At 54.6% G+C, this 19,201-nt stretch carries 15 protein-coding genes and 1 pseudogene; 7 read left to right on the top strand and 9 right to left on the bottom strand.

What is annotated here, in order from left to right; genetic code table 11:
• Positions 1-398: 398 nt before the first annotated feature.
• The 5 genes from urtA to urtE are packed head-to-tail and all read left to right on the top strand — an operon-like array spanning position 399 to position 6,360.
• Positions 399-1,679 carry an urea ABC transporter substrate-binding protein gene (urtA, locus tag ACR0JA_RS19940; protein ID WP_480578819.1) on the top strand — a complete coding sequence of 427 codons (1,281 nt, stop codon included), beginning with the start codon at positions 399-401 and terminating at the stop codon, positions 1,677-1,679.
• A gap of 59 nt (positions 1,680-1,738) precedes the next feature.
• Positions 1,739-3,691: an urea ABC transporter permease subunit UrtB gene (gene urtB / locus ACR0JA_RS19935; RefSeq protein ID WP_480578817.1), complete on the top strand. Its 1,953-nt coding sequence runs from the start codon at positions 1,739-1,741 to the stop codon at positions 3,689-3,691.
• A gap of 3 nt (positions 3,692-3,694) precedes the next feature.
• On the top strand, positions 3,695-4,924 hold the full coding sequence (gene urtC, locus ACR0JA_RS19930) for an urea ABC transporter permease subunit UrtC (protein WP_480578815.1): 1,230 nt from the start codon (positions 3,695-3,697) through the stop codon (positions 4,922-4,924).
• Positions 4,921-5,661: an urea ABC transporter ATP-binding protein UrtD gene (urtD, locus tag ACR0JA_RS19925; RefSeq protein ID WP_480578813.1), complete on the top strand. Its 741-nt coding sequence runs from the start codon at positions 4,921-4,923 to the stop codon at positions 5,659-5,661. Before urtC ends, urtD begins: the two co-directional genes overlap by 4 nt.
• Positions 5,662-5,664: 3 nt before the next feature.
• Positions 5,665-6,360: an urea ABC transporter ATP-binding subunit UrtE gene (urtE, locus tag ACR0JA_RS19920; RefSeq protein WP_480578811.1), complete on the top strand. Its 696-nt coding sequence runs from the start codon at positions 5,665-5,667 to the stop codon at positions 6,358-6,360.
• A gap of 274 nt (positions 6,361-6,634) precedes the next feature.
• Here the strand turns inward: urtE and ACR0JA_RS19915 are convergent, their stop codons facing one another.
• The 4 genes from ACR0JA_RS19915 to ACR0JA_RS19900 form a co-directional block, all read right to left on the bottom strand.
• Positions 6,635-7,645, bottom strand: coding sequence for a DUF2955 domain-containing protein (locus ACR0JA_RS19915; RefSeq protein ID WP_480578809.1), 1,011 nt, complete (start codon positions 7,643-7,645; stop codon positions 6,635-6,637).
• Complete coding sequence (locus ACR0JA_RS19910; RefSeq protein WP_480578807.1) at positions 7,635-8,699, bottom strand: HlyD family secretion protein; 1,065 nt, start codon at positions 8,697-8,699, stop codon at positions 7,635-7,637. The genes ACR0JA_RS19915 and ACR0JA_RS19910 overlap by 11 nt, the downstream gene beginning before the upstream one ends.
• Positions 8,696-9,775: an AI-2E family transporter gene (locus ACR0JA_RS19905; protein WP_480578805.1), complete on the bottom strand. Its 1,080-nt coding sequence runs from the start codon at positions 9,773-9,775 to the stop codon at positions 8,696-8,698. The genes ACR0JA_RS19910 and ACR0JA_RS19905 overlap by 4 nt, the downstream gene beginning before the upstream one ends.
• Before the next feature lie 180 nt (positions 9,776-9,955).
• Complete coding sequence (locus tag ACR0JA_RS19900) at positions 9,956-10,228, bottom strand: potassium channel family protein (protein ID WP_480578803.1); 273 nt, start codon at positions 10,226-10,228, stop codon at positions 9,956-9,958.
• Positions 10,229-10,650: 422 nt separating this feature from the next.
• On the opposite strand from ACR0JA_RS19900, the gene ACR0JA_RS19895 reads away from it, so the two are divergent.
• Together ACR0JA_RS19895 and ACR0JA_RS19890 are read left to right on the top strand one after the other, a co-directional pair.
• Positions 10,651-13,299 carry an AsmA family protein gene (locus tag ACR0JA_RS19895; RefSeq protein ID WP_480578801.1) on the top strand — a complete coding sequence of 883 codons (2,649 nt, stop codon included), beginning with the start codon at positions 10,651-10,653 and terminating at the stop codon, positions 13,297-13,299.
• Positions 13,235-14,395 (top strand): GlxA family transcriptional regulator, encoded by a 1,161-nt coding sequence (locus ACR0JA_RS19890; RefSeq protein ID WP_480578799.1) that lies wholly within the window; start codon positions 13,235-13,237, stop codon positions 14,393-14,395. The genes ACR0JA_RS19895 and ACR0JA_RS19890 overlap by 65 nt, the downstream gene beginning before the upstream one ends.
• Here ACR0JA_RS19890 and ACR0JA_RS19885 read toward each other — a convergent pair.
• The 5 genes and pseudogenes from ACR0JA_RS19885 to ACR0JA_RS19865 form a co-directional block, all read right to left on the bottom strand.
• On the bottom strand, positions 14,373-15,305 hold the full coding sequence (locus tag ACR0JA_RS19885; RefSeq protein ID WP_480578797.1) for a 3-hydroxyacyl-CoA dehydrogenase NAD-binding domain-containing protein: 933 nt from the start codon (positions 15,303-15,305) through the stop codon (positions 14,373-14,375). The two genes, ACR0JA_RS19890 and ACR0JA_RS19885, sit on opposite strands and share 23 nt — an antisense overlap.
• Entirely contained in the window at positions 15,305-16,018 is a 714-nt protein-coding gene (locus ACR0JA_RS19880) for an SDR family NAD(P)-dependent oxidoreductase (RefSeq protein WP_480578795.1), read from the bottom strand. Before ACR0JA_RS19880 ends, ACR0JA_RS19885 begins: the two co-directional genes overlap by 1 nt.
• A 26-nt stretch (positions 16,019-16,044) precedes the next feature.
• Positions 16,045-17,463 carry an aminobutyraldehyde dehydrogenase gene (locus ACR0JA_RS19875; RefSeq protein WP_480578793.1) on the bottom strand — a complete coding sequence of 473 codons (1,419 nt, stop codon included), beginning with the start codon at positions 17,461-17,463 and terminating at the stop codon, positions 16,045-16,047.
• A 10-nt stretch (positions 17,464-17,473) separates the two neighbouring features.
• Positions 17,474-18,405, bottom strand: a pseudogene (kce, locus tag ACR0JA_RS19870) (3,5-dioxohexanoate:acetyl-CoA acetone transferase).
• The gene (locus tag ACR0JA_RS19865) at positions 18,405-19,199 is read right to left on the bottom strand and encodes an SDR family NAD(P)-dependent oxidoreductase (protein ID WP_480578791.1); all 795 of its coding nucleotides are present in this window, start codon (positions 19,197-19,199) and stop codon (positions 18,405-18,407) included. Before ACR0JA_RS19865 ends, kce begins: the two are co-directional and overlap by 1 nt.
• Positions 19,200-19,201: the final 2 nt, after the last annotated feature.

Raw genomic sequence — 19,201 nt, 5'->3', positions numbered from 1 at the left:
TATGGCTGCTGCTTGGGAAATAGGGCACCTTTTGACTGTCGTTTGGCGCTCTCTATTTCTCTGCTGACGCGTCGGAAGACTAATTTACAGTGCAGTAAACGGTCATATTCCACGTCATCCGCTCAAATTTTGGACGGCGTCGCGCCCGGTAGCCAAAAAATTAGGCACTGACTGCCAAATTCCGAATATACCCCGCAGGCATATTGCTAACTTCGCTGCAATGCAGAAACCGTATGGGTGCCCAAAGCGGAGAGAGTTCGCAGGGTGTGTGACGGCTGCGCGAATTGGACCTCGAACACAACCGCCACACGTAAACGCAACAACAGTTGCGGGGATCAGGTAGAAGAAGAGTGTGCCTTTGTGCAAGCCCTCTCTCCCGGCCCCGCCAGGAGGATTACATGAAATCGCTCAAATCCACGCTCGCCGGATCGGCTGTATTTGCTGTCATGGCCACCGCAGCCTTGTCGGACGAAGACACGATCAAGGTTGGCGTGCTGCATTCGCTTTCAGGCACGATGGCAATCTCGGAGACGACGCTAAAAGACACCATGCTGATGCTGATCGACCAGCAAAACGCCAAGGGCGGGCTGTTGGGTAAACAGCTTGAGGCGGTTGTCGTTGATCCGGCCTCGGACTGGCCCCTGTTTGCCGAAAAAGCGCGCGAGCTGCTGACGGTACACGAGGTGGATGTGATCTTTGGCAACTGGACATCGGTGAGCCGCAAATCGGTTCTGCCTGTGATCGAAGAACTGAACGGTCTGCTGTTCTATCCTGTTCAGTATGAGGGCGAAGAAAGCTCGAAAAACGTCTTCTATACCGGTGCTGCCCCGAACCAGCAGGCGATCCCTGCAACCGATTACTTCCTTGAGGAACTCGGGGTCGAGAAATTTGCGTTGCTTGGAACAGACTACGTCTATCCCAGGACGACCAATAATATCCTTGAAAGCTATCTGAAGCAGAAGGGCGTCGCGGATGACGACATCTTCGTCAATTACACCCCCTTTGGCCATTCCGACTGGTCCAAGATTGTGGCTGATGTGGTCGCGCTGGGCGCAGATGGTAAGAAGGTCGGTGTGATCTCGACCATCAATGGTGACGCCAATATCGGCTTCTATAAGGAATTGGCGGCGGCTGGCGTGTCGGCAGATGACATTCCGGTCGTGGCATTCTCGGTCGGGGAAGAGGAACTGTCGGGCTTGGATACCACCAACCTTGTGGGTCATCTGGCCGCATGGAACTACTTTCAGTCGGCTGACACGGACGCCAACGCCGAGTTCGTTGAGACCTGGAAAGCCACCATGGGCAAAGACCGCGTGACCAACGACCCGATGGAGGCGCACTACATCGGTTTCAACATGTGGCTGAACGCCGCGACCGAAGCCGGCTCGACAGAAGTCGATGCCGTGCGCGCCGCAATGTACGGGCAGGAGTTCCCGAACCTGACCGGTGGCACCGCTGTGATGCTGCCGAACCACCACCTGGCCAAGCCGGTTCTGATTGGTGAGATCCAGGACGATGGGCAATTCGACATCATCAGCGAGACCGACGTTGTGCCGGGTGACGCGTGGACTGATTTCCTTCCGGAATCGGCGGTTCTGGTATCGGATTGGAAAGAACTGGGTTGCGGTATGTACAACACCGAGACCAAGACCTGCGTTCAGACCCTGTCGAACTACTAAGCCTCCTGAAAGGCGGGTGTCACCACCCGCCTTGTTTCAAGACAACCAGGTTTCCCTACATGTTAAGACTTTACCTCGCGGGACTCGCAATTCTTTGCACCTGCCTGACCGCCAACGCGCAAGACACCGGTCTGCAACCGATCCTTCAGGAACATCGTGAGATCATCGCCAAAAGCTCGCGCAAAACCATCAAGCCGGCGATCGATGCGATTGCATCCAGCGGATTGCCTCAGGCGCAGGTGATGCTTGAGACATGGGCCGCCAAGGACATGTGGATACGCAAGTCTGACGGTCTGTTCTTTTCTGGCCAGAAAGGTGAGGGGCGGTCGTATGAACTGACCGACTTCGATACAGGTGACGTCGTCGGCACGTTCGAGAAATCCGAGTTGAAGCAGCTGAAACCCAACAGTGGTATCCGCGCTATGATCAGAACAGCCCTGGTCCAGTTCCAGCTGACGGACCCGGATCGCGCGAAGCGTCTGGCCGCATTGCAGTCGATCCAGCGTGATCCCCAAGGAGCCTTACTGGAGCCCCTACGTGCGTCGATTTCCAATGAACCTGATGCAGATCTGAAGGCTCAGAAACAGCGGCTTGAACGATTGCTGACGATTGGATTTGACGACGATACCGCAACCCGCGTGGCCGCGATCGAAGAAATGTCCGGCGATCTGAGCGTTGATGTGCGTGCGGCTCTGAACCCTTTGGTTGTCACCTCCCGGCACGCGGCAGCCGAATTGCCCACGGACCTGAACGTCGCCGCTATTCTTGAACCGGGCTCACACGGTCTAACGTCTGACCAAGCGTATGACTTGCTCGTCGCAAGAAACCTTGCCGCACCGCGTGTTTCAGCGGACGACATCAGAGCGGCACTGGCAGCCAATATCGATGGGGGTCGCGCAGGTGGTATTCCCGTCGCTCAGCTGAATTCAGATGAAATGCGAGCGCGTGCATATGCCTCTCTGGCTGATGCGGGGCTTGTTCCAGACTTAGTAACCAGCGCAGATGTCGCCACCGCAATTGACACGCATGTTTTCTACGAAACCTACAGCGAGCCGCCCTTCGAGGTTACCGAAGCAGCCGAGAGGGCTCTGGAACAGATCGAGCTGAAAGTTGGCGTGAACCAAACGCTCGACCTGACGCTGGACGCGATTTCTCTGGCTTCGATCTATTTCCTCGCGGCAATCGGTTTGGCCATTACTTTCGGCGTGATGGGTGTGATCAACATGGCACATGGTGAGTTCATCATGATGGGCGCCTATACCGGATATGTGGTGCAACAGATCATCCCTGACCACACATTCTCGATCATCGTGGCAATCCCCATGGCCTTTGCAGTGACATTTGCCATGGGCGTCGCGATGGAGCGGCTGGTGATCCGCTGGCTTTATGCCCGCCCGCTGGAGACACTTCTGGCGACGTTTGGTATCTCGATTGCCCTGCAACAACTGGCCAAGAACATCTTTGGCACGCAGGCCCGGCCGCTGACCGCGCCCGGCTGGCTGGACGGGGCATGGGTGCTGAACGACGTGGTCTCGATCAGCTACATCCGCATAGCGATCTTTGTGTTGGCGATGATCTTCTTGGGGCTGTTCCTCTACATCATGAAACGGACAAGGCTGGGGCTTGAGATGCGCGCGGTGACGCAGAACCCGCGCATGGCGGCGTCGATGGGGATCAATCCCGGGCGCGTGAACATGCTGACCTTTGGACTTGGGTCCGGTATCGCCGGGATTGCCGGGGTCGCGATTGGCCTATTCGCCAAAGTCACGTCCGATCTGGGCAGCGACTATATCGTGCAAAGCTTCATGACCGTGGTAGTCGGCGGCGTCGGCAATATCTGGGGTGCGCTGGCGGGGGCTGGGATGATCGGCTTCTTGCAGAAAGGAATCGAGTGGACAAACCCATCGAACACCCTTGCCGCGCAAACCTACATGATCGTCTTCATCATCATTTTCATCCAGTTCAGGCCAAGGGGCATCATCGCCCTCAAAGGCCGCGCGGCGGGGGACTGATCCATGGAACGCAGCTTTGTCGCCAAGAACCCATCCGTTCTGGTCTTTCTCGCCATCCTGTCGTTGTTCACCCTCGGGGTGACCGTCCTTTCCGAAGGGTTTGGGATCGGCGTGATCTCGACCAGTTTCGTCAAGACGCTGGGCAAGACCCTGTGCCTGTGCCTGATCGCTGTGGCGATGGATCTGGTCTGGGGCTTCGCGGGCATCCTCTCGCTTGGCCATTTCGCTTTTTTCGGGCTGGGCGGCTACATGATCGGCATGTGGCTGATGTACGAGCGTACGCGTTTGATCGTGGTCGAGTCGCTCTCACAATCCGAAATCCCGCCGACACCTGCCGAGGTCGTGGACGCCATCGGCACACAAATCTTTGGCGTGGTCGGATCGTCAGAATTTCCGCTGATCTGGGCCTTTTCGGGCAGTCTGGCATTGCAATTGGCGATGGTCGTTCTGGTGCCCGGGCTATTGGCGTTGATCTTCGGTTGGCTCGCCTTCCGCAGCCGCGTTACTGGCGTGTATCTGTCGATCCTGACCCAAGCAATGACCTTGGCGCTGGCCCTGTATCTGTTTCAGAACGACAGCGGCTTGCGCGGCAACAACGGCCTGTCCGGTCTGCAGAACCTGCCGAATGTCACCGCTTCGCAAGACGTGGTGTCTATCTGGTTCCTCTGGGCCTCCGCTCTGGTTTTGGGGCTGGGCTACATCTTGGCGGCTTGGATCGTCTCAGGCAAGTTTGGCTCAGTCATACGGGGCATCCGCGACAACGAGGCACGCGTGCGGTTCCTTGGCTATTCCGTCGAAGTCTACAAACTGACCGTGTTCACCCTGACCGCTTGCATCGCGGCCATCGCGGGCGCGCTCTATTACCCGCAGGCGGGCATCATCAATCCCGAGGAAATGGCCCCGATCGCGTCTATCTATCTGGCCGTATGGGTCGCCATCGGCGGGCGGGGCCGCCTGTATGGAGCGGTCATCGGCGCGGCGTTCGTCAGCCTGCTCAGCACATGGTTCACGGGCGGGCAGGCCCCGGATATCCCACTGGGTTTCTACACGATCAAATGGGTCGACTGGTGGCAGGTGCTGCTGGGCGTATCCTTCGTTCTGGTTACCCTGTTTGCCCCCCAGGGAATAGGCGGCTTATTCGATATCTGGAGCAACCGGCGACACCCTGATCGCCACGGTGCCAACTTAGGCCCTGATGACGGCGCGCTGCGTGAAAAGGAGGCAATCGAATGAATACTCTGCTTGAGGTTAGCGGTGTTTCGGTCACTTTCGACGGTTTCCGAGCCATCAACAACTTGTCGTTCCGGATCGGCGAGACCGAGCTTCGCGCCGTGATCGGTCCAAACGGGGCAGGAAAGACCACGTTCATGGACATCATCACAGGCAAGACCCGGCCCGATGAGGGACGCGTCATCTGGGGAAAGAAATCCGTACCTTTGTTGGGAATGTCGGAAGCAAAGATTGCGCAGGCCGGGATCGGACGGAAATTTCAAAAACCAACGGTTTTTGAAGACCAAACTGTGCACGACAACCTGCTGATGGCACTTAAGGACAAACGTGGCTGGCTGCACGTGCTCTTTTATCGAACCTCCGCAGGCGATTTGCAGAAAGTTGAAGATCTGGCCGCCGAAATCGGCCTGCAACAGGACTTAAGCCGCAAAGCTGGCGAACTGAGCCACGGTCAAAAGCAGTGGCTGGAAATCGGCATGCTGCTGGCCCAGGAGCCACGTCTCTTGTTGGTGGACGAACCTGCCGCCGGCATGACCCCGCTCGAGCGCGAACACACAACCGACTTGCTGGTTCAGGCTGCCAGAACCCGCGCCGTTGTCGTGGTGGAACATGATATGGAGTTTGTCCGGCGTTTGAATTGCAAAGTCACGGTTCTGCACGAAGGGTCTGTCCTGGCCGAGGGCAGTCTTGATCATGTGACATCTAATCAGGACGTTATTGACGTATATCTGGGGCGTTAAACAATGCTGAAGCTGACCGATCTGACTCTACATTATGGGCATTCGCAAATCCTCAACGGGATTTCCATGGAAGCCAGACAAGGTGAAGTAACCTGCGTGATGGGGACCAACGGTGTCGGGAAAACCAGCCTGATGAAAGCAATATCAGGTACGCATCCGCGTTCGGGTGGCAATATGGAACTCGACGGCAAGAAACTGGGTGTTTTGCCTGCTCATCTGATGGCCTGGAAAGGCGTGGCCTATGTCCCTCAGGGCCGCGAGATTTTCCCTTTGCTCTCGGTCCGCGAAAATCTTGAAACAGGTTTCTCCTGCCTGCCCGCCAGCGAACGTTTCGTGACAGATGAAATTTTTGATATGTTCCCGGTTCTTAAACAAATGCAACACCGGCGCGGAGGAGACCTTTCTGGTGGTCAGCAACAGCAGCTGGCAATCGCGCGGGCATTGATCACGCGGCCACGCCTGCTGCTGTTGGACGAGCCGACCGAAGGCATTCAGCCCAACATCATCCAACAAATAGGCGAAGTCATCCGACACCTCAGAACGACCAGCGGAATGGCAATCATCCTGGTCGAGCAATACTTCGATTTCGCTTATGATCTTGCGGACAGATTTATCGCGCTGCGACGCGGGGAAGTCCTGATCAACGGCACTAGGGAAGACGTGTCGCGTGACCAGCTAATGCAGGCCGTAACAGTCTAGCGCTGATACCTGGAATTGGCTGTTGGTATGGGCTCGGCTTGACCACCGGTAACGCGGCCGTCGGCAGGGTTTTGTCTAATAGCGTTGAGAGAAAGCCCGAGCTTATTGACAGCCGGAGAGATGAGCGAGACATCGCAATACCCCAATATGACGCGCGTCTAAGGGGAAGGCGCTGACGTTGCAAATTGCGCTTCCTCGGCTCAGTTAGTCTAAATTGAAGTGCTCAAACTGGGATTTGTATTGGTTTCCGTGCCAAGACTTGTCGCAGAAAATTTCATAGAGTCGCGTTGCGCTTTTTTTCCGGCCAGAATTCGTCCACCACGACATATGCGATGATTACAAAGAAAGCGGCGCTGGCAACTTGCAATACTCGAGTGATGCTCTTGACGTCAGCTTCGTCTGAAAATGGCGCAACCGACCCGCCATATACGATCAATGCCGTTGTAATGGCAGAGCCGGCGGCAGCGGCGAGCGGGACTTGAGATTTCCCAAGCACGCCAAGTGCAAGACAAAAGAAAAAACACAGCAGAATGGGCGTCAGAACAACCGGAGCTATGACGTTTATTTCATAGCATATGATAGAAACTGCCGCCCCGAGGAGGTTTGCCGTCAGCATGGCTTTGGCAACCGTCTTACCCGCAGCGGGCATCGCCGCAAGCTGCTGACTCAGTAGTGCGACAAAGAACAGAACCAGTAACGCAGACGCGCCGGAAACAAAGAATGCGATAGCAAACGGAACTGTGACAAGGGACATTCTGACTATGCGGCGATGTGGGTCGAAATCCGGCGACGTTGCGGCCTTCTGCTGGGCTGCCGACTGAGGTTCAGCAGGTATCAGCATGAACATCAGTGTCGAGACGAACCCGGCGAAAAGCAGGTTCAACGGTATCCAATACACGAGCAACAGAGCCAGATCCTGTGATTGCAGAACTAGGTTCGGAATCATCAACGCCCCCATTAGGGCGATGACACCCGGCAATACTCCGGCACCGGAAACTGACCACATGAAAGAGAGGATTATTCCAATGGCCACGAGGATGAGGAACACAAGAGGATAGGGTGAGAAGATTGACGACACCAGGAATGAAATGAACATCAATCCAATTGAGAAGACAAACAGCTTACCAAATGCCGCCAAAGGCAATGCTGCAGGCGCCTGAAGAAAAAGAGCAGTGAACACCGCCCCGACGACAGCAAGCGGCCACCCAAGAAACAAACCCAAGGAAAAGACGCCAGTGACACCCAGCGCAAGCCGGGTGATCGAATGTTTGTCGTCAGTACGCATAGGACAGAATTGAAACCACCCGGATGTAAGTGCGGCCGACAAGATTCAGCAGCGAATTGTCACTTAGATACATAATCACATCTGCCTGCCCGTTCAGTTGAAAGCGAAGATCATCTTCGGTACTTCCCGCTTCATAGCCGGGTAGAACAATCCTGACCGGAAACCTTTCCGGCTCGCGCAAAAATCCCTTGGTGCTTGGTGGGCTCGCCAATTGCCCTGGCTCATCACCGCCGCTCAAAGACACGGCAGCGCTAAAGCTCTCAATAACACCCGGAATGATCTGACCGGGATGCATATCCAACACCACATCTACCGGAGACCCCACCGAGGCTCGTCCCAGGTTGTTTTCTGTAAAATACGCCTCGATCCAGACGTCGGTTGCATCCAGAAACGTCAACAGATCCTGGCCGGATCGCGCATACGTTCCGGGGGCTATCAACAGATTTGAGATCACACCTGTCGCCGGGGCACGCAGTTCGGTCCATTCAAGGTTCAGTTCCGCATCCGCCAAGGCCGCCAACGCGCGCTGGATCTTCGGGTTTTCAATCCCATCTTCACCAAGCCGCTGCTTTGCTTTTTCCAGATCCGCTTTTGCGTTCTCATAGTTTGCCTCAGACTCTGCCAGTTGCCCTCTGGCATCATCGGCCTTTGAGACGGCAATCAGCCCTTTCTTTTCCAGCGCAAAAACGCGTTCAGTCTGGATGCGCATCGTATCAAGATCGCTCTCGGCCCTTGCTAATTTGGCTTGTGCCGCTCTTACCTCTGCCGAGGATGCACCCACTTCTTGAGTGGCAGCTTCGAGGTCAGCTTCTGCCTTGTCGCGCTGAATCTCGTAGGGGCGCGCATCGATCCGGACAAGGACATCTCCGGCGGAAACGACCTGACCATTCTCGACCAGAACTTCGGTCACAGTGCCGGTCACCTGGGGGACGATCTGGGTCGCCACGGCCTTCACTCTGGCGTTTCCAGTAAACGGCGTTTTTCGATCCGCAACCAAATACCAGATCAGAAAGATGAGAATGACGGCCAGTGTCGACCAAATCGTTTTCCTCATTCTACCGCTCCTTCAGCGGTGCCTTCGGCGTCTGGTGAAACGTCAATCCAGACCTTGAACAATTCATAGAAGACGGCGAACAAAACCGGCCCCATGAAAATTCCGATCAATCCGTAGGCCATCATGCCTCCAAGAACCCCGATGAGGATCACAAGCATGGGCGTCTCAAGTCCTTTTGAGATGAACACAGGCCGCAAGAAGCTGTCCATTATCGTGACCGGGACAGCCAGTATGGTGAAGATCAACGCAGTTCCGCCGGACATTGAGCTCCAGGCGTAGATGATCACGGGCAAAAGAACCAAGCCGGGTCCGATTTGGATAATTGAAAGGATCAGACAGATGAAAGCGAGCGTGGCGGCCGAGTTGATCCCGAACAGCACCAACAAGAGCCAGACGACGACCGCCTGAATGGCAGCCACCCCGATCACGCCTTTTGTCACATTGCGGATCGTGGCACCGGCCAGAGTTACAAACTCGCCGCCTCGGGGTGCGAAAACACGGTTGGCAAAGCGCTGGAGGCCTTGGACCAGGTTTGGCCCGGGGCTGAACAATGCACCCATTATCAAGACTGAAAGCGCAAGACCCAGTAGTCCAATACCAATCCCTAGCACTTTGCCGAAAAGCGACTTTGTAATCTCCAGGATTTGCGCGCCATATTTTGCAAGCGCACCATCCAGATTCCGCTCAAACAAGCCCCACACATCGGCAATCTTGCTTCCGATCAGTGGCAATTCCTTGATACCCTCGGGTGCGGGTGGAATTTTCAGCTCGCCCTTGTCCGCCTGTTCCGCAAATTCGGACCCGAGTTCGGCAGCACCAGACACTGCGGTTGCGACTGGCCCAAGCGTCAGCACAAGGCCCAACAATACCAAGATTGTCGCCGCAAGCTTCTTTCGTCCTCCGAGCTTGGATTGCAACCAATCAAATGCCGGGTAGAGCGCGACGCAAAGGATCGTTGCCCAGATGACGACGCTTGCAAGCGGGGCCACCATGACCAGGGCGCTGTAGAGGAATAATCCGAGAAAGAGCAATCGTATCGCGAGATCGACAATCTTCGCGTCCTGGGTCTTTTCCATTCTATCCCTCCACCATTCGTTTTCTGAACATTACACTCAAGAAACGTAATATGTATATATTTTTGAACTGCGAACGACCATCTATCAGCTTGAAGACACAATTAAATCCGGACCTTTTCTTGAGGTTCCGGTCAAGTTGATGCCCGCACATTCACGCCGAACGGCAAAATTGGGCGCAATCTACTTGTCCGCTTTTTTGTCGTCATCTTGCGACAAGATTGTGTCTGCCACAGTCGTCGCCGCAGTCACGAAGACGCCGAGGCCTACGATGATGTATACCATTGTAAAGATCTTCCCTGCCGCCGTTTCAGGTGAGAAGTCGCCAAAGCCAACTGTCGAAATTGTCACCACAGAAAAGTAGATTGAGTCGAGCCAACTCCAACCTTCGACAAAGTGATAAAAGACCGAGGCCCAAAATATCATTCCGACCGTAAAAGCAAGAAGGCCTTTCACTCTGGCGTCCTTGAAAGCGACGCCTATCCCGCGTGTTATTCTGGTTAGCGAGTTCATCGTGTCCTCATCTTTCGAAGAATTCATATATAACAGTAATTGGATTGTTGTGTGAAATCGAACGAACGTCGCGGCGATTGGTTCCGACGACGCGTCGTTTCGCGGCCCTCAAAGCTCAAACAGTGCTTACGTCTTCGGTTAGCAACACTTGCTTATGGTCAGCTGTCTTGAAACGGGGGACGACAGCATAAAGCGAAAGGTTGTCCTTTCCGTTTCTTCGCATTTCGACCCAATCAGCGAGGGGCATCAGTTGTACTGCCGAGATGGTTCAAGTTCAGGAAAACAACGGGGCATATATTCGACTAACATAATGCTTTAATGGATTAGGCTGACTAAGAATTGAATCTGAACTTAAGGAGTAAAGCGTGCGATACCTAACAAGAGGTCTAGTGGTCTGTTGCGCTGTCGCGATTGTCGCTGCCATTGCGGCTTGGCTCTTTTTGTCCTCTGCGTTGTTCTCCTCATTAAGGACCAATTTCGTCGAAAACCTGATCTCCAAGAAACTTGGACAGGACGTCGTTATAGAAAATGAAGTACGACTGGGCCTTGGCCGGCAATTGCAGGTAACTGCGGCAGGGCTGGTACTGCCCGGTTCGCAGAGTGATAACGCGGATCTGGCGGCAATCGACGAACTTGAGTTTAAAATTTCTGCCCGTGACCTCTGGAACAGTAAACTGTCGCTGAGTGACCTTTCTCTCTCGGGTGTTCATCTCAACCTGATTACGGACAAGGACGGCGTCGGAAACTGGCAGTCCATTTCCCCGACGGGGGCTAAAGCCGGGAATTCCGCTAAATCTCCAAATCTGCATGTGCCTGGAATTCTGACGGATCACAAAATTGACCTGACCGATATCTCGGTTCTTTACCAAAATGATCTAAACGGGCTTGTGTTGGATTTGCAGCTTGCTGAGCTGCTTTTGAAACGCGACACCGAAACCGATATTGCAACCGCGGCTGGGACCGGTTCGCTAAACGGAGAGACGTTTGATCTGAGCGCAAGCTTCCCTTCGGAAGACCCGTTCCAGGTAGCGGTGAACTTTCAACAGATCGCGATTGCCGCAGAGGAAATCCCTCAAGAGAACGGGCTACAAGTGAAGACAACCCTAGAGGTTTCCGAACTTGGCCAGCTTCTTGATATCCTGAAGCTCAACCGAGTTCTCGAGGGGTCAGGGAGTATTGGTGCAACATTCAAATCGGTCGACGGCGTAGCCCGAATTGATGACCTGGCGGTATTGACTGAATTGGAAGGCGGGCAAAGTCTTTCGTTGACGGGGCAAATCGGAGAGTTGGGAAACCCGGAAGACGTATCGCTCACAACCCGCATTCGGTTGTACCCAGAAGATGCTGAACCGGCCCCAGCCGCATCGCGGTATGATCTAAAGCTTATCGCAGTTGATATGGTTATCGACAGCGTGCCCGGGCAGATTCCGCAGCGGCAAATGGTCATCAAAACCAACGGGTTCACATTGGACACCTCTGGTGAAGGGCCGCCCCCGATCAAGTTTTCCGAGCTTTCCAGAACACCCCAAGGCGCGTTGCGAGTTGGGAACATCAACTTGAGAATTGGGAACCCGGCAGATCCATTTATCGTTTTAAATGGTTCGGTCGAAGATGCGTTGCAATTGCAAGGCATATCGGCCGAAGGGTTGATGGATATTCCAGCAAGCAGCTTGATCTCGCCAGAGCTGCTGGGACCGGATGATCAACTCGGCAGGTTTTCCGGCGACTTTCAATTGAACGGCGACATCAATCAGCTGACGCTGACGAATCTGGATGGCCAGACAAGCGATACGAAACTTTGGAACCTCAAGGTTCATGGCACTGTCAAAGATGTACTCAAATTCGAGAACTTGAATTTGGCAATTGATGTCGAAGTCCCATCCGGAGCGGATTTGCTAGAAGCCCTATTGCTTGAACGTGTGGAAACCGGGCAGGCGCGCTTTGAAATCGACCTCATTAGCGAGGGCACGGATTGGAACGCAAGCGCCAATGTCGAAGTCGCCGACTCTGCCCTGCAAATTGTGGCCGATCTCGATGATGCGACTGATGCTCCTGTGCTGCGGGGCTCGATAGAGAGTGATCTGATAAAGATAGATCAGATCCGGACCATCGTTCAGGCCGCCGCACAATTGCGAAAGATAGGCGGTTCCGATTCCGACGAGGAAGACGTCACTCAAGAAGCCGATGCAACTGGTCCTCTAAGAGATGTGACACTGAAACCTATCGGGCGTTCAATTCTTCTGTCCGGGATGGATATGGATGTTGATATTGATCTTCGACATATCGAGGGGGCCAAAGGTATCAGCAGTTTGCAAAGTGAACTGACGCTCGACGAAAACGAACTCAGGGCAGGACCTTTGAAGTTCGAATACGGAGGTGCTCATTTCGACGTCAGCGGGCAAATGGATCTATCGAATGACGCGCATCTACTCACGTTGACCGGCAAAGCAGGAGGCTGGCAGCTGGATGAAATTCTTCACAGCCTGAACTTCAAAAAGGGCGCAAGCGGTACGATCTATGCAGATTTTTCTGTGACCGGAGGAACAGATTCAGCCAAGCATTTTGCCAACAGCATGAACGGCAATGCCACGGTTTCAATGCGTGATGGCTCGATCGAGACCCAGCTTTTGGATCTGGCAGGGTTAGGGGTGCTACCTTGGGTATTTACCAAGAAGAAACAAAAGGTTGCACCAATCGTGTGTTTGCGCGCGCCGATCAGTATTTCCAATGGGAGCATTTCGACGAAACAAACCACATTGGAAACAGATCATGTCCAAGTTGTCGTATTCGGCGGTGTCAATGTGGCGGGCAAGGTTTTGGATTTGAATCTACAGCCCCGCAAGATTGGCGAACCTCTTTCGAAAAGCCCCTGGCCAGTGACCTTAAAGGGCCCGCTAGCTAAGCCGAAGATAAAGGTCAAAGACGGTCCGCGACGACTGAAACGATCGGATGGTGCGGACAAAATGCCGGCAAAAAGAAAGCTATGCGTTCCGGATATACTACAACTGCAATAGTGGTAGAGGCGGTCGTTTCCAGAACATAATTGACAATATTGGACGCTATTTTACAAAATTGGCCATGATGCTGCCAAAAGACCGCAAGCTGGACATCGTTGTATTGGTGAGCCCGCATTTCAACGTTTCGGCAACGACTTCTTTCGTTGATCCGTTCAGAGTGGCAAATTACCTGACAGGTTCTGCGCGATTTTCCTGGACCTATGTGTCAGACCCTGGTGGCCCAATTGAGTCCAGTAGCGGGTTGGCCGTGGACACCGCCCGATTGGCGGACGTGACAGGGCGCAAGCCTTGGCTGGTTCTGGTGAGTACAAGTTGGTCGCCTGAGCGTCACGGAACCCCCCAGTTCAAGGTGGCCCTGCAGAAATGGGAGGCGTGCGGAGCCATTATTGGTGGCCTGGATACCGGTGCGATTGTTCTTGCGACTACTGGGTTACTCAAAGGCAAGACCGCAACGGTTCACTACGAACACATCGATGCCTTCGACGAATTGGCCCATGATACTATCGTGTCAGAAAACATGATCGTTATGGATGGCAAGGTGTTTACGTGTTGCGGGGGCTCTGCAGCAACCGATCTCGGTCTGCGGTTGGTCCATTCTGTCGCTGGTGAAAGTGTTGCCAATGCATCTGCGCGATATCTTTTTCATCACAACGTCCGCGGTGAAGGTCAATCACAAAACCCCAAAGATTCAGAGCCACTCGGGTATGTGACCTCGGGTGTCGTGAAGGACGCGATCGACCTGATGGAGGCGCATTTAGAATCCACTTTATCGATCCCGGAAATTTCTGCGCAGCTGAAGATCTCGCAACGACAGCTAAGCAGATTGTTTCAACAATATGTCCAAAAGTCGCCGGTTGAGTACTACCGTGACATACGCCTTGATCGCGCGCGTGGTTTGGTGACGCAAACCGAGTTGAAGTTCAGTGAGATTGCAGAAGCATCAGGGTTTAACGGGCAGGTTCACTTCAGCCGGGCATATCGCAAACGCTTTGGTCTGACACCAAGCGCCGACCGTGTTGAAGGCCGTACGCCATTTGAGTTTCGCGCTTGGCCGATGTTTAAACCTGACATCAAATCCGTAGGTGTCGAGTAGCTCTTTGCATCGCTGTAAGCATCTTGTCCCGTTGCGCTGATAACTCTTCGGTGCTTTGGCCTTGCGCTTGTGCAGCAATACCGTCGACCAGCTTTTTGATTACACCGTCATCAAGACGGGGATCGCCCAAGTCATCCCACCAATTGTTGAAAGTGTCCTTGAAATGGTCGCAAAAGGCCTGCAGCCCGCCGTCACCTGCTCCCAGATGGAAAAGGGTCGTCGGACCCATCGCAGCCCACCGTAGCCCCGGGCCAGCCCACATCGCTTTGTCGATGTCTTCGACACTGGCTACACCTTCAATCGCCATATGAACGGCTTCGCGCCAAACTGCGGCTTGCAACCGGTTCGCGACATGCCCGGGCATACCCTTCTTGATCCGGATCGTGACTTTGCCAATGTTTTTGTAGAACGCCTCGGTGCGGTCCAATACATCCGGGCCGGTGGCGTCGTTCGCGGTCAACTCTACCAGTGGGATCAGATGTGGCGGGTTAAACGGATGACCTAAAATCAGATTGCTGGGATCGCGCCACCCTTGTTGCAAAGCTTCGAGTGTCAGGCCTGATGTTGAGCTGGAGACAATCGCGTCAGCCTTCAATTCTGGTTCAATCGCGGCATAGATCGAGTGCTTGATCGGGAGCCTTTCTGGCACGTTCTCCTGTATGAATTGTGCGCCTTGCACCGCAGCTTCTGCGGTTGAAACGAAGGAAACGGCGTCAGGTCCAGCCGTTTTTGTGAGGTCCAACTCATTCAACGCAGGCCACGCTTTTTCGATATAAGCGCGAACGGATTCTTCTGCATTCGGATCAGGATCAAAGACAGTTACTCTGCGGCCCGAAGCGAGGAACAGCGCCGCCCAGCTTGCCCCTATGACACCGGCTCCAAGAATGGCGGTTCTTTCGATTTCTGACATCAGAACAGTCCCGGATTAAGGGGTGAGGCCGCCGTCATACCGCCGTCCACAGTGAACAACTGTCCGGTCGCAAATGACGCGTCGTCAGAGGCCAACCAAAGTGCCATCGCGGCAATGTCGGCGGGCTTGCCAAACCGTTTGACCGCGTGGCGAGCCAGCGCATCAGTTTTGGCCTCTTCCGGGTCCTGTGAAAGTTCGAATGCTGCGTCCAGCATACCCGTCTCAATCCATCCCGGGCAGATCGCATTACAGCGCACCGCAGGTCCATGGTCGACCGCGATGGAACGCGTGAGCCCATGGACAAACGCCTTTGACGCATTGTAGAGCGCCATTGATGGGTCCGCGACATTGCCCGAGGTCGAACCGATGTTGATGATTGAACCACCTTGCGACATTTTCGGTATGAAGGCCCGGCAACAGTTAAAAACGCCTTGCGCGTTTACTCCCATCACGAGATCCCAATCCGCGTCTGTGCTTTCGGTCACTGTTTTTTCAACCTGGACGCCAGCGTTGTTTACGAGGATATCTGTCGCTCCGACGGTCCGGGCGATTTGCGCAACCGCTTCGGCGTCGGACACATCCAATGTATACCAACCCACGTTTTCCGGCAGATCATCTGGTCGCGGGCCACGCCCAGAGGTGGTGACAATGGCCCCTTCGGCGACGAAAGCCTCAACAATGCTGCGCCCAATGCCCTGCTTTCCGCCTGTCACAAAGGCTCTTTTGCTAGTCAACCGCATCAGTGTGCCACCATGACGTGACGGATGGCGGTGTAGGCGTCCAGCGCATAGACCGACATATCACTGCCTGTGCCCGAACCTTTCATCGCGGCCCAAGGCATCTCAGGGGTTGCGACCCCATGCGTGTTTACCCACGTGAAACCATAGCGCAGCTTGGACGCCATTTTCATCGCGCTCCCGACGTCGCGCGTCCAGACTGACGAGGCCAGCCCGTATAGCCCGTTGTTTGCGATCTTCAGCGCTTCTTCGGCGTCGGAAAAACGAGATACGGTTACGACTGGGCCAAAGACCTCATTGCAGGCAATTTCTGCATTGTTGTCGACATTGGCGACGACAGTCGGCTGGTAGAAAAAACCGTTCTCTTCGCCAAACGTCCCTCCGGATACAATTTCAGAACTGCTGCGTGCACGATCTACAAATCCCGCGACACGATCCCGCTGAGTGGCAGAGACAAGCGGGCCCATTTCGGTTCCCTCGGCCTTTGGCTCGCCGACCTGAATCTGAACGACCTGATCTGCAAGGGCGGCAACAAGCTTGTCGTACACCTTGTCTGCAGCCATCACGCGGCAAGGCTGTGCGCAATCCTGTCCGGCGTTGAAGAAGCTGCCATATCGGATCGTCTCGGCCACAGCATCGAGATCAGCATCCTCAAATACGATGACCGGTGCCTTGCCGCCCAATTCCAGATGTACGTGTTTGATTTGCTGGGAAGCAGCCCGCATTGCAGCCATGCCAGTCGCCGGAGCGCCCGTAACACTGATCCCTTCCATCTGTGGGCTGTTCATCAAGGTATTCCCCACGCCGGGCCCGCGACCATGGATCACGTTTAGCACGCCTTTTGGCAGAACATCTTGAAGCAATTCAGCCAGTCGCAGAGTAGATAGCGGCGTGATTTCGGAGGGTTTCAACACCACCGAACATCCTGCCGCTATTGGTGCAGCAATCTTCCAGGACGCCATCATCAGTGGGTAATTCCAGGGGGCAATGGCCGCGACGGGACCAATTGGATCACGTCGGATCATCGAGGTGTGACCCGCGACATACTCTCCAGCAGCGGAACCCATCATTGTGCGCGCAGCGCCCGCGAAAAAGCGAAAGACATCGATCGTCAGTGGCATCTCGTCATCATGGGCTGACGGCCAGGGTTTTCCGACATCAAGGCTTTCAAGCTCCGCTAACTCATGGCTATTCGCCTCGACAACATCAGCTATGTGAAGCAAAATCGCGGCACGCTCCGCAGGGGTCGTAGCCGAAAAGATCTCAAATGCCTCGTTTGAGCTGCGTACGGCGGCCTCAATCTGCGCATCGCTGGCTTCCTTTATTTTGCATATAATCTCGCCCGTTGCAGGGTTCAGGACATCCAAAGCCTCACCGGTACCTTCGACCATTTCGCCGTTGATCAACATTTTTGTCTGCATTTACCACTCCCTAGAAACCAACCTGATCGCCACCCTTAAGCGCGAGCCGCGCGCGCACTTCGGTCGGGGTCGCGACCGTAAGGCCAAGGTTTTCAACGATTGATCGGATGCGTGTGACCTGTTCCGCATGGGATTTTGCCAACTCACCTTTGCCGATGAACAGGCTGTCTTCGAGGCCAACCCTAATGTTGCCACCCCGCAGTGCACTTTGGGTTGCAAAAGGCAACGGTGACGACCGGCGGCAAGAACAGACCATTCGTAATTCTGTGCCCCGAACAGCTTATCGGCTGTGTTGTGCATGTGGGTCAGATGGTCGGCATCGGCCCCAACGCCACCCAAGATGCCAAATACCATCTGAATGAAAAATGGCGGTTTGATCAGACCCTGATCCACGAACCATTTGACGTTGTAGAGATGTCCAAGATCATAGCATTCGAACTCGAACTTGGTGCCGTGATCACCACCAAGTTTTTCGATTGCGTAACGAATGGATTTGAAGGTGTTGGGAAAGATGAAATCTTCCGTCATCTCCAGGAATGGCCGTTCCCAATCGTGCTGAAATTCGGTGTATTTTTGCAGCATCGGAAAGATGCCAAAGTTCATCGACCCCATGTTAAGCGATGCCATCTCTGGACTGGTCGAGGCCGCCGCCAACAGCCGCTCATCCATCGACATCCCCAAGCCGCCGCCGGTGGACACGTTCATCACCACATCGGCAGACTGTTTGATAACAGGTAGAAACTGCTTGAACAGCTCGGGTCGCGGATCGGGTTTTCCAGTTTCGGGATGCCGCGCGTGAAGGTGAATGATCGAAGCACCAGCTTGCGCCGCTTCAATACTTGCCGCCGCAATCTCGGCGGGCGAAATAGGTAGATGCGGCGACATCGACGGCGTATGGATGCCCCCTGTAGGAGCGCAGGTGACAATGACGGATTTGGGCATCAGAGCTTCATCTGCTGCACCTGTGCAGACAGCCCCCCGTCCAGAACCCACAATTGACCAGAGGCATAGCGCGCTTCGTCCGAAGCCAGCCAGTTGACCAGGTTTGCGATATCCTCGGGCGTCCCGTAGGTGCGCATCGGGTGAACATCGCGCACGGCTTTTTGCAGCGTTTCAATGTTGCCACCGCCGCCGCCGGATCCGTCGCCGTTGAAGAAGCTTTGCAACATCGGGGTGTCGATATAGCCTGGGCAGATGGCGTTCACCCGGATACCATCAGGGCCATGATCGCAAGCCATCGCACGGGTCAAAGCGTGTACAGCACCCTTGGTTGCGCAATAAGCCGCAAGCCCGGGATCCGCTATGAAGCCGTCGTAAGATCCGAAGTTAATAAGGCTCGCGCTGTTCCCCGTTCTCGCCGCTTCGCGCATTAATGGGATAGCGTATTTCGAGGTCAAGAAAGTGCCAGTGGAATTGACTGCGAAGCTTTGGTTCCATTCCTCCAGAGTGGTTTCTTCTACCGTCTTCTCAATCTCGATTCCGGCCGCGTTCACGAGGATGTCCAATTTACCATGTGCCGCACGCACATGATCCATCGCGGCGATCACATTTGCCTCTTGCGTCACATCCAATCTAACAAAATGACTACCATCGTCGTTGTGCTTTTCAAGTGACCCTTCCGGCGTGAGGTCAGCGGCAAAAACTGTTGCACCTTCTCTTATGAACCGGGCGACAATCGCGCGCCCGATCCCGCCGCGCGCACCAGTCACAAGGGCAATTTTCCGGTTCAACATCATCG

Source organism: Ruegeria sp. AM4 (genome assembly GCF_056540665.1).
The sequence above is the reverse complement of the archived record's forward strand: the minus strand, read 5'-3'. Positions and strand labels throughout refer to the sequence as shown.

Coding starts and splice junctions, on each gene's coding strand:
- ACR0JA_RS19865 (WP_480578791.1), bottom strand. CDS start 19,199: ATGATGTTGAACCGGAAAATTGCCCTTGTGACTGGTGCGCGCGGCGGG.
- ACR0JA_RS19915 (WP_480578809.1), bottom strand. CDS start 7,645: ATGCGTACTGACGACAAACATTCGATCACCCGGCTTGCGCTGGGTGTC.
- ACR0JA_RS19910 (WP_480578807.1), bottom strand. CDS start 8,699: ATGAGGAAAACGATTTGGTCGACACTGGCCGTCATTCTCATCTTTCTG.
- urtB (WP_480578817.1), top strand. CDS start 1,739: ATGTTAAGACTTTACCTCGCGGGACTCGCAATTCTTTGCACCTGCCTG.
- ACR0JA_RS19875 (WP_480578793.1), bottom strand. CDS start 17,463: ATGCAGACAAAAATGTTGATCAACGGCGAAATGGTCGAAGGTACCGGT.
- urtA (WP_480578819.1), top strand. CDS start 399: ATGAAATCGCTCAAATCCACGCTCGCCGGATCGGCTGTATTTGCTGTC.
- urtE (WP_480578811.1), top strand. CDS start 5,665: ATGCTGAAGCTGACCGATCTGACTCTACATTATGGGCATTCGCAAATC.
- ACR0JA_RS19885 (WP_480578797.1), bottom strand. CDS start 15,305: ATGTCAGAAATCGAAAGAACCGCCATTCTTGGAGCCGGTGTCATAGGG.
- urtC (WP_480578815.1), top strand. CDS start 3,695: ATGGAACGCAGCTTTGTCGCCAAGAACCCATCCGTTCTGGTCTTTCTC.
- ACR0JA_RS19905 (WP_480578805.1), bottom strand. CDS start 9,775: ATGGAAAAGACCCAGGACGCGAAGATTGTCGATCTCGCGATACGATTG.
- urtD (WP_480578813.1), top strand. CDS start 4,921: ATGAATACTCTGCTTGAGGTTAGCGGTGTTTCGGTCACTTTCGACGGT.
- ACR0JA_RS19890 (WP_480578799.1), top strand. CDS start 13,235: ATGGTGCGGACAAAATGCCGGCAAAAAGAAAGCTATGCGTTCCGGATA.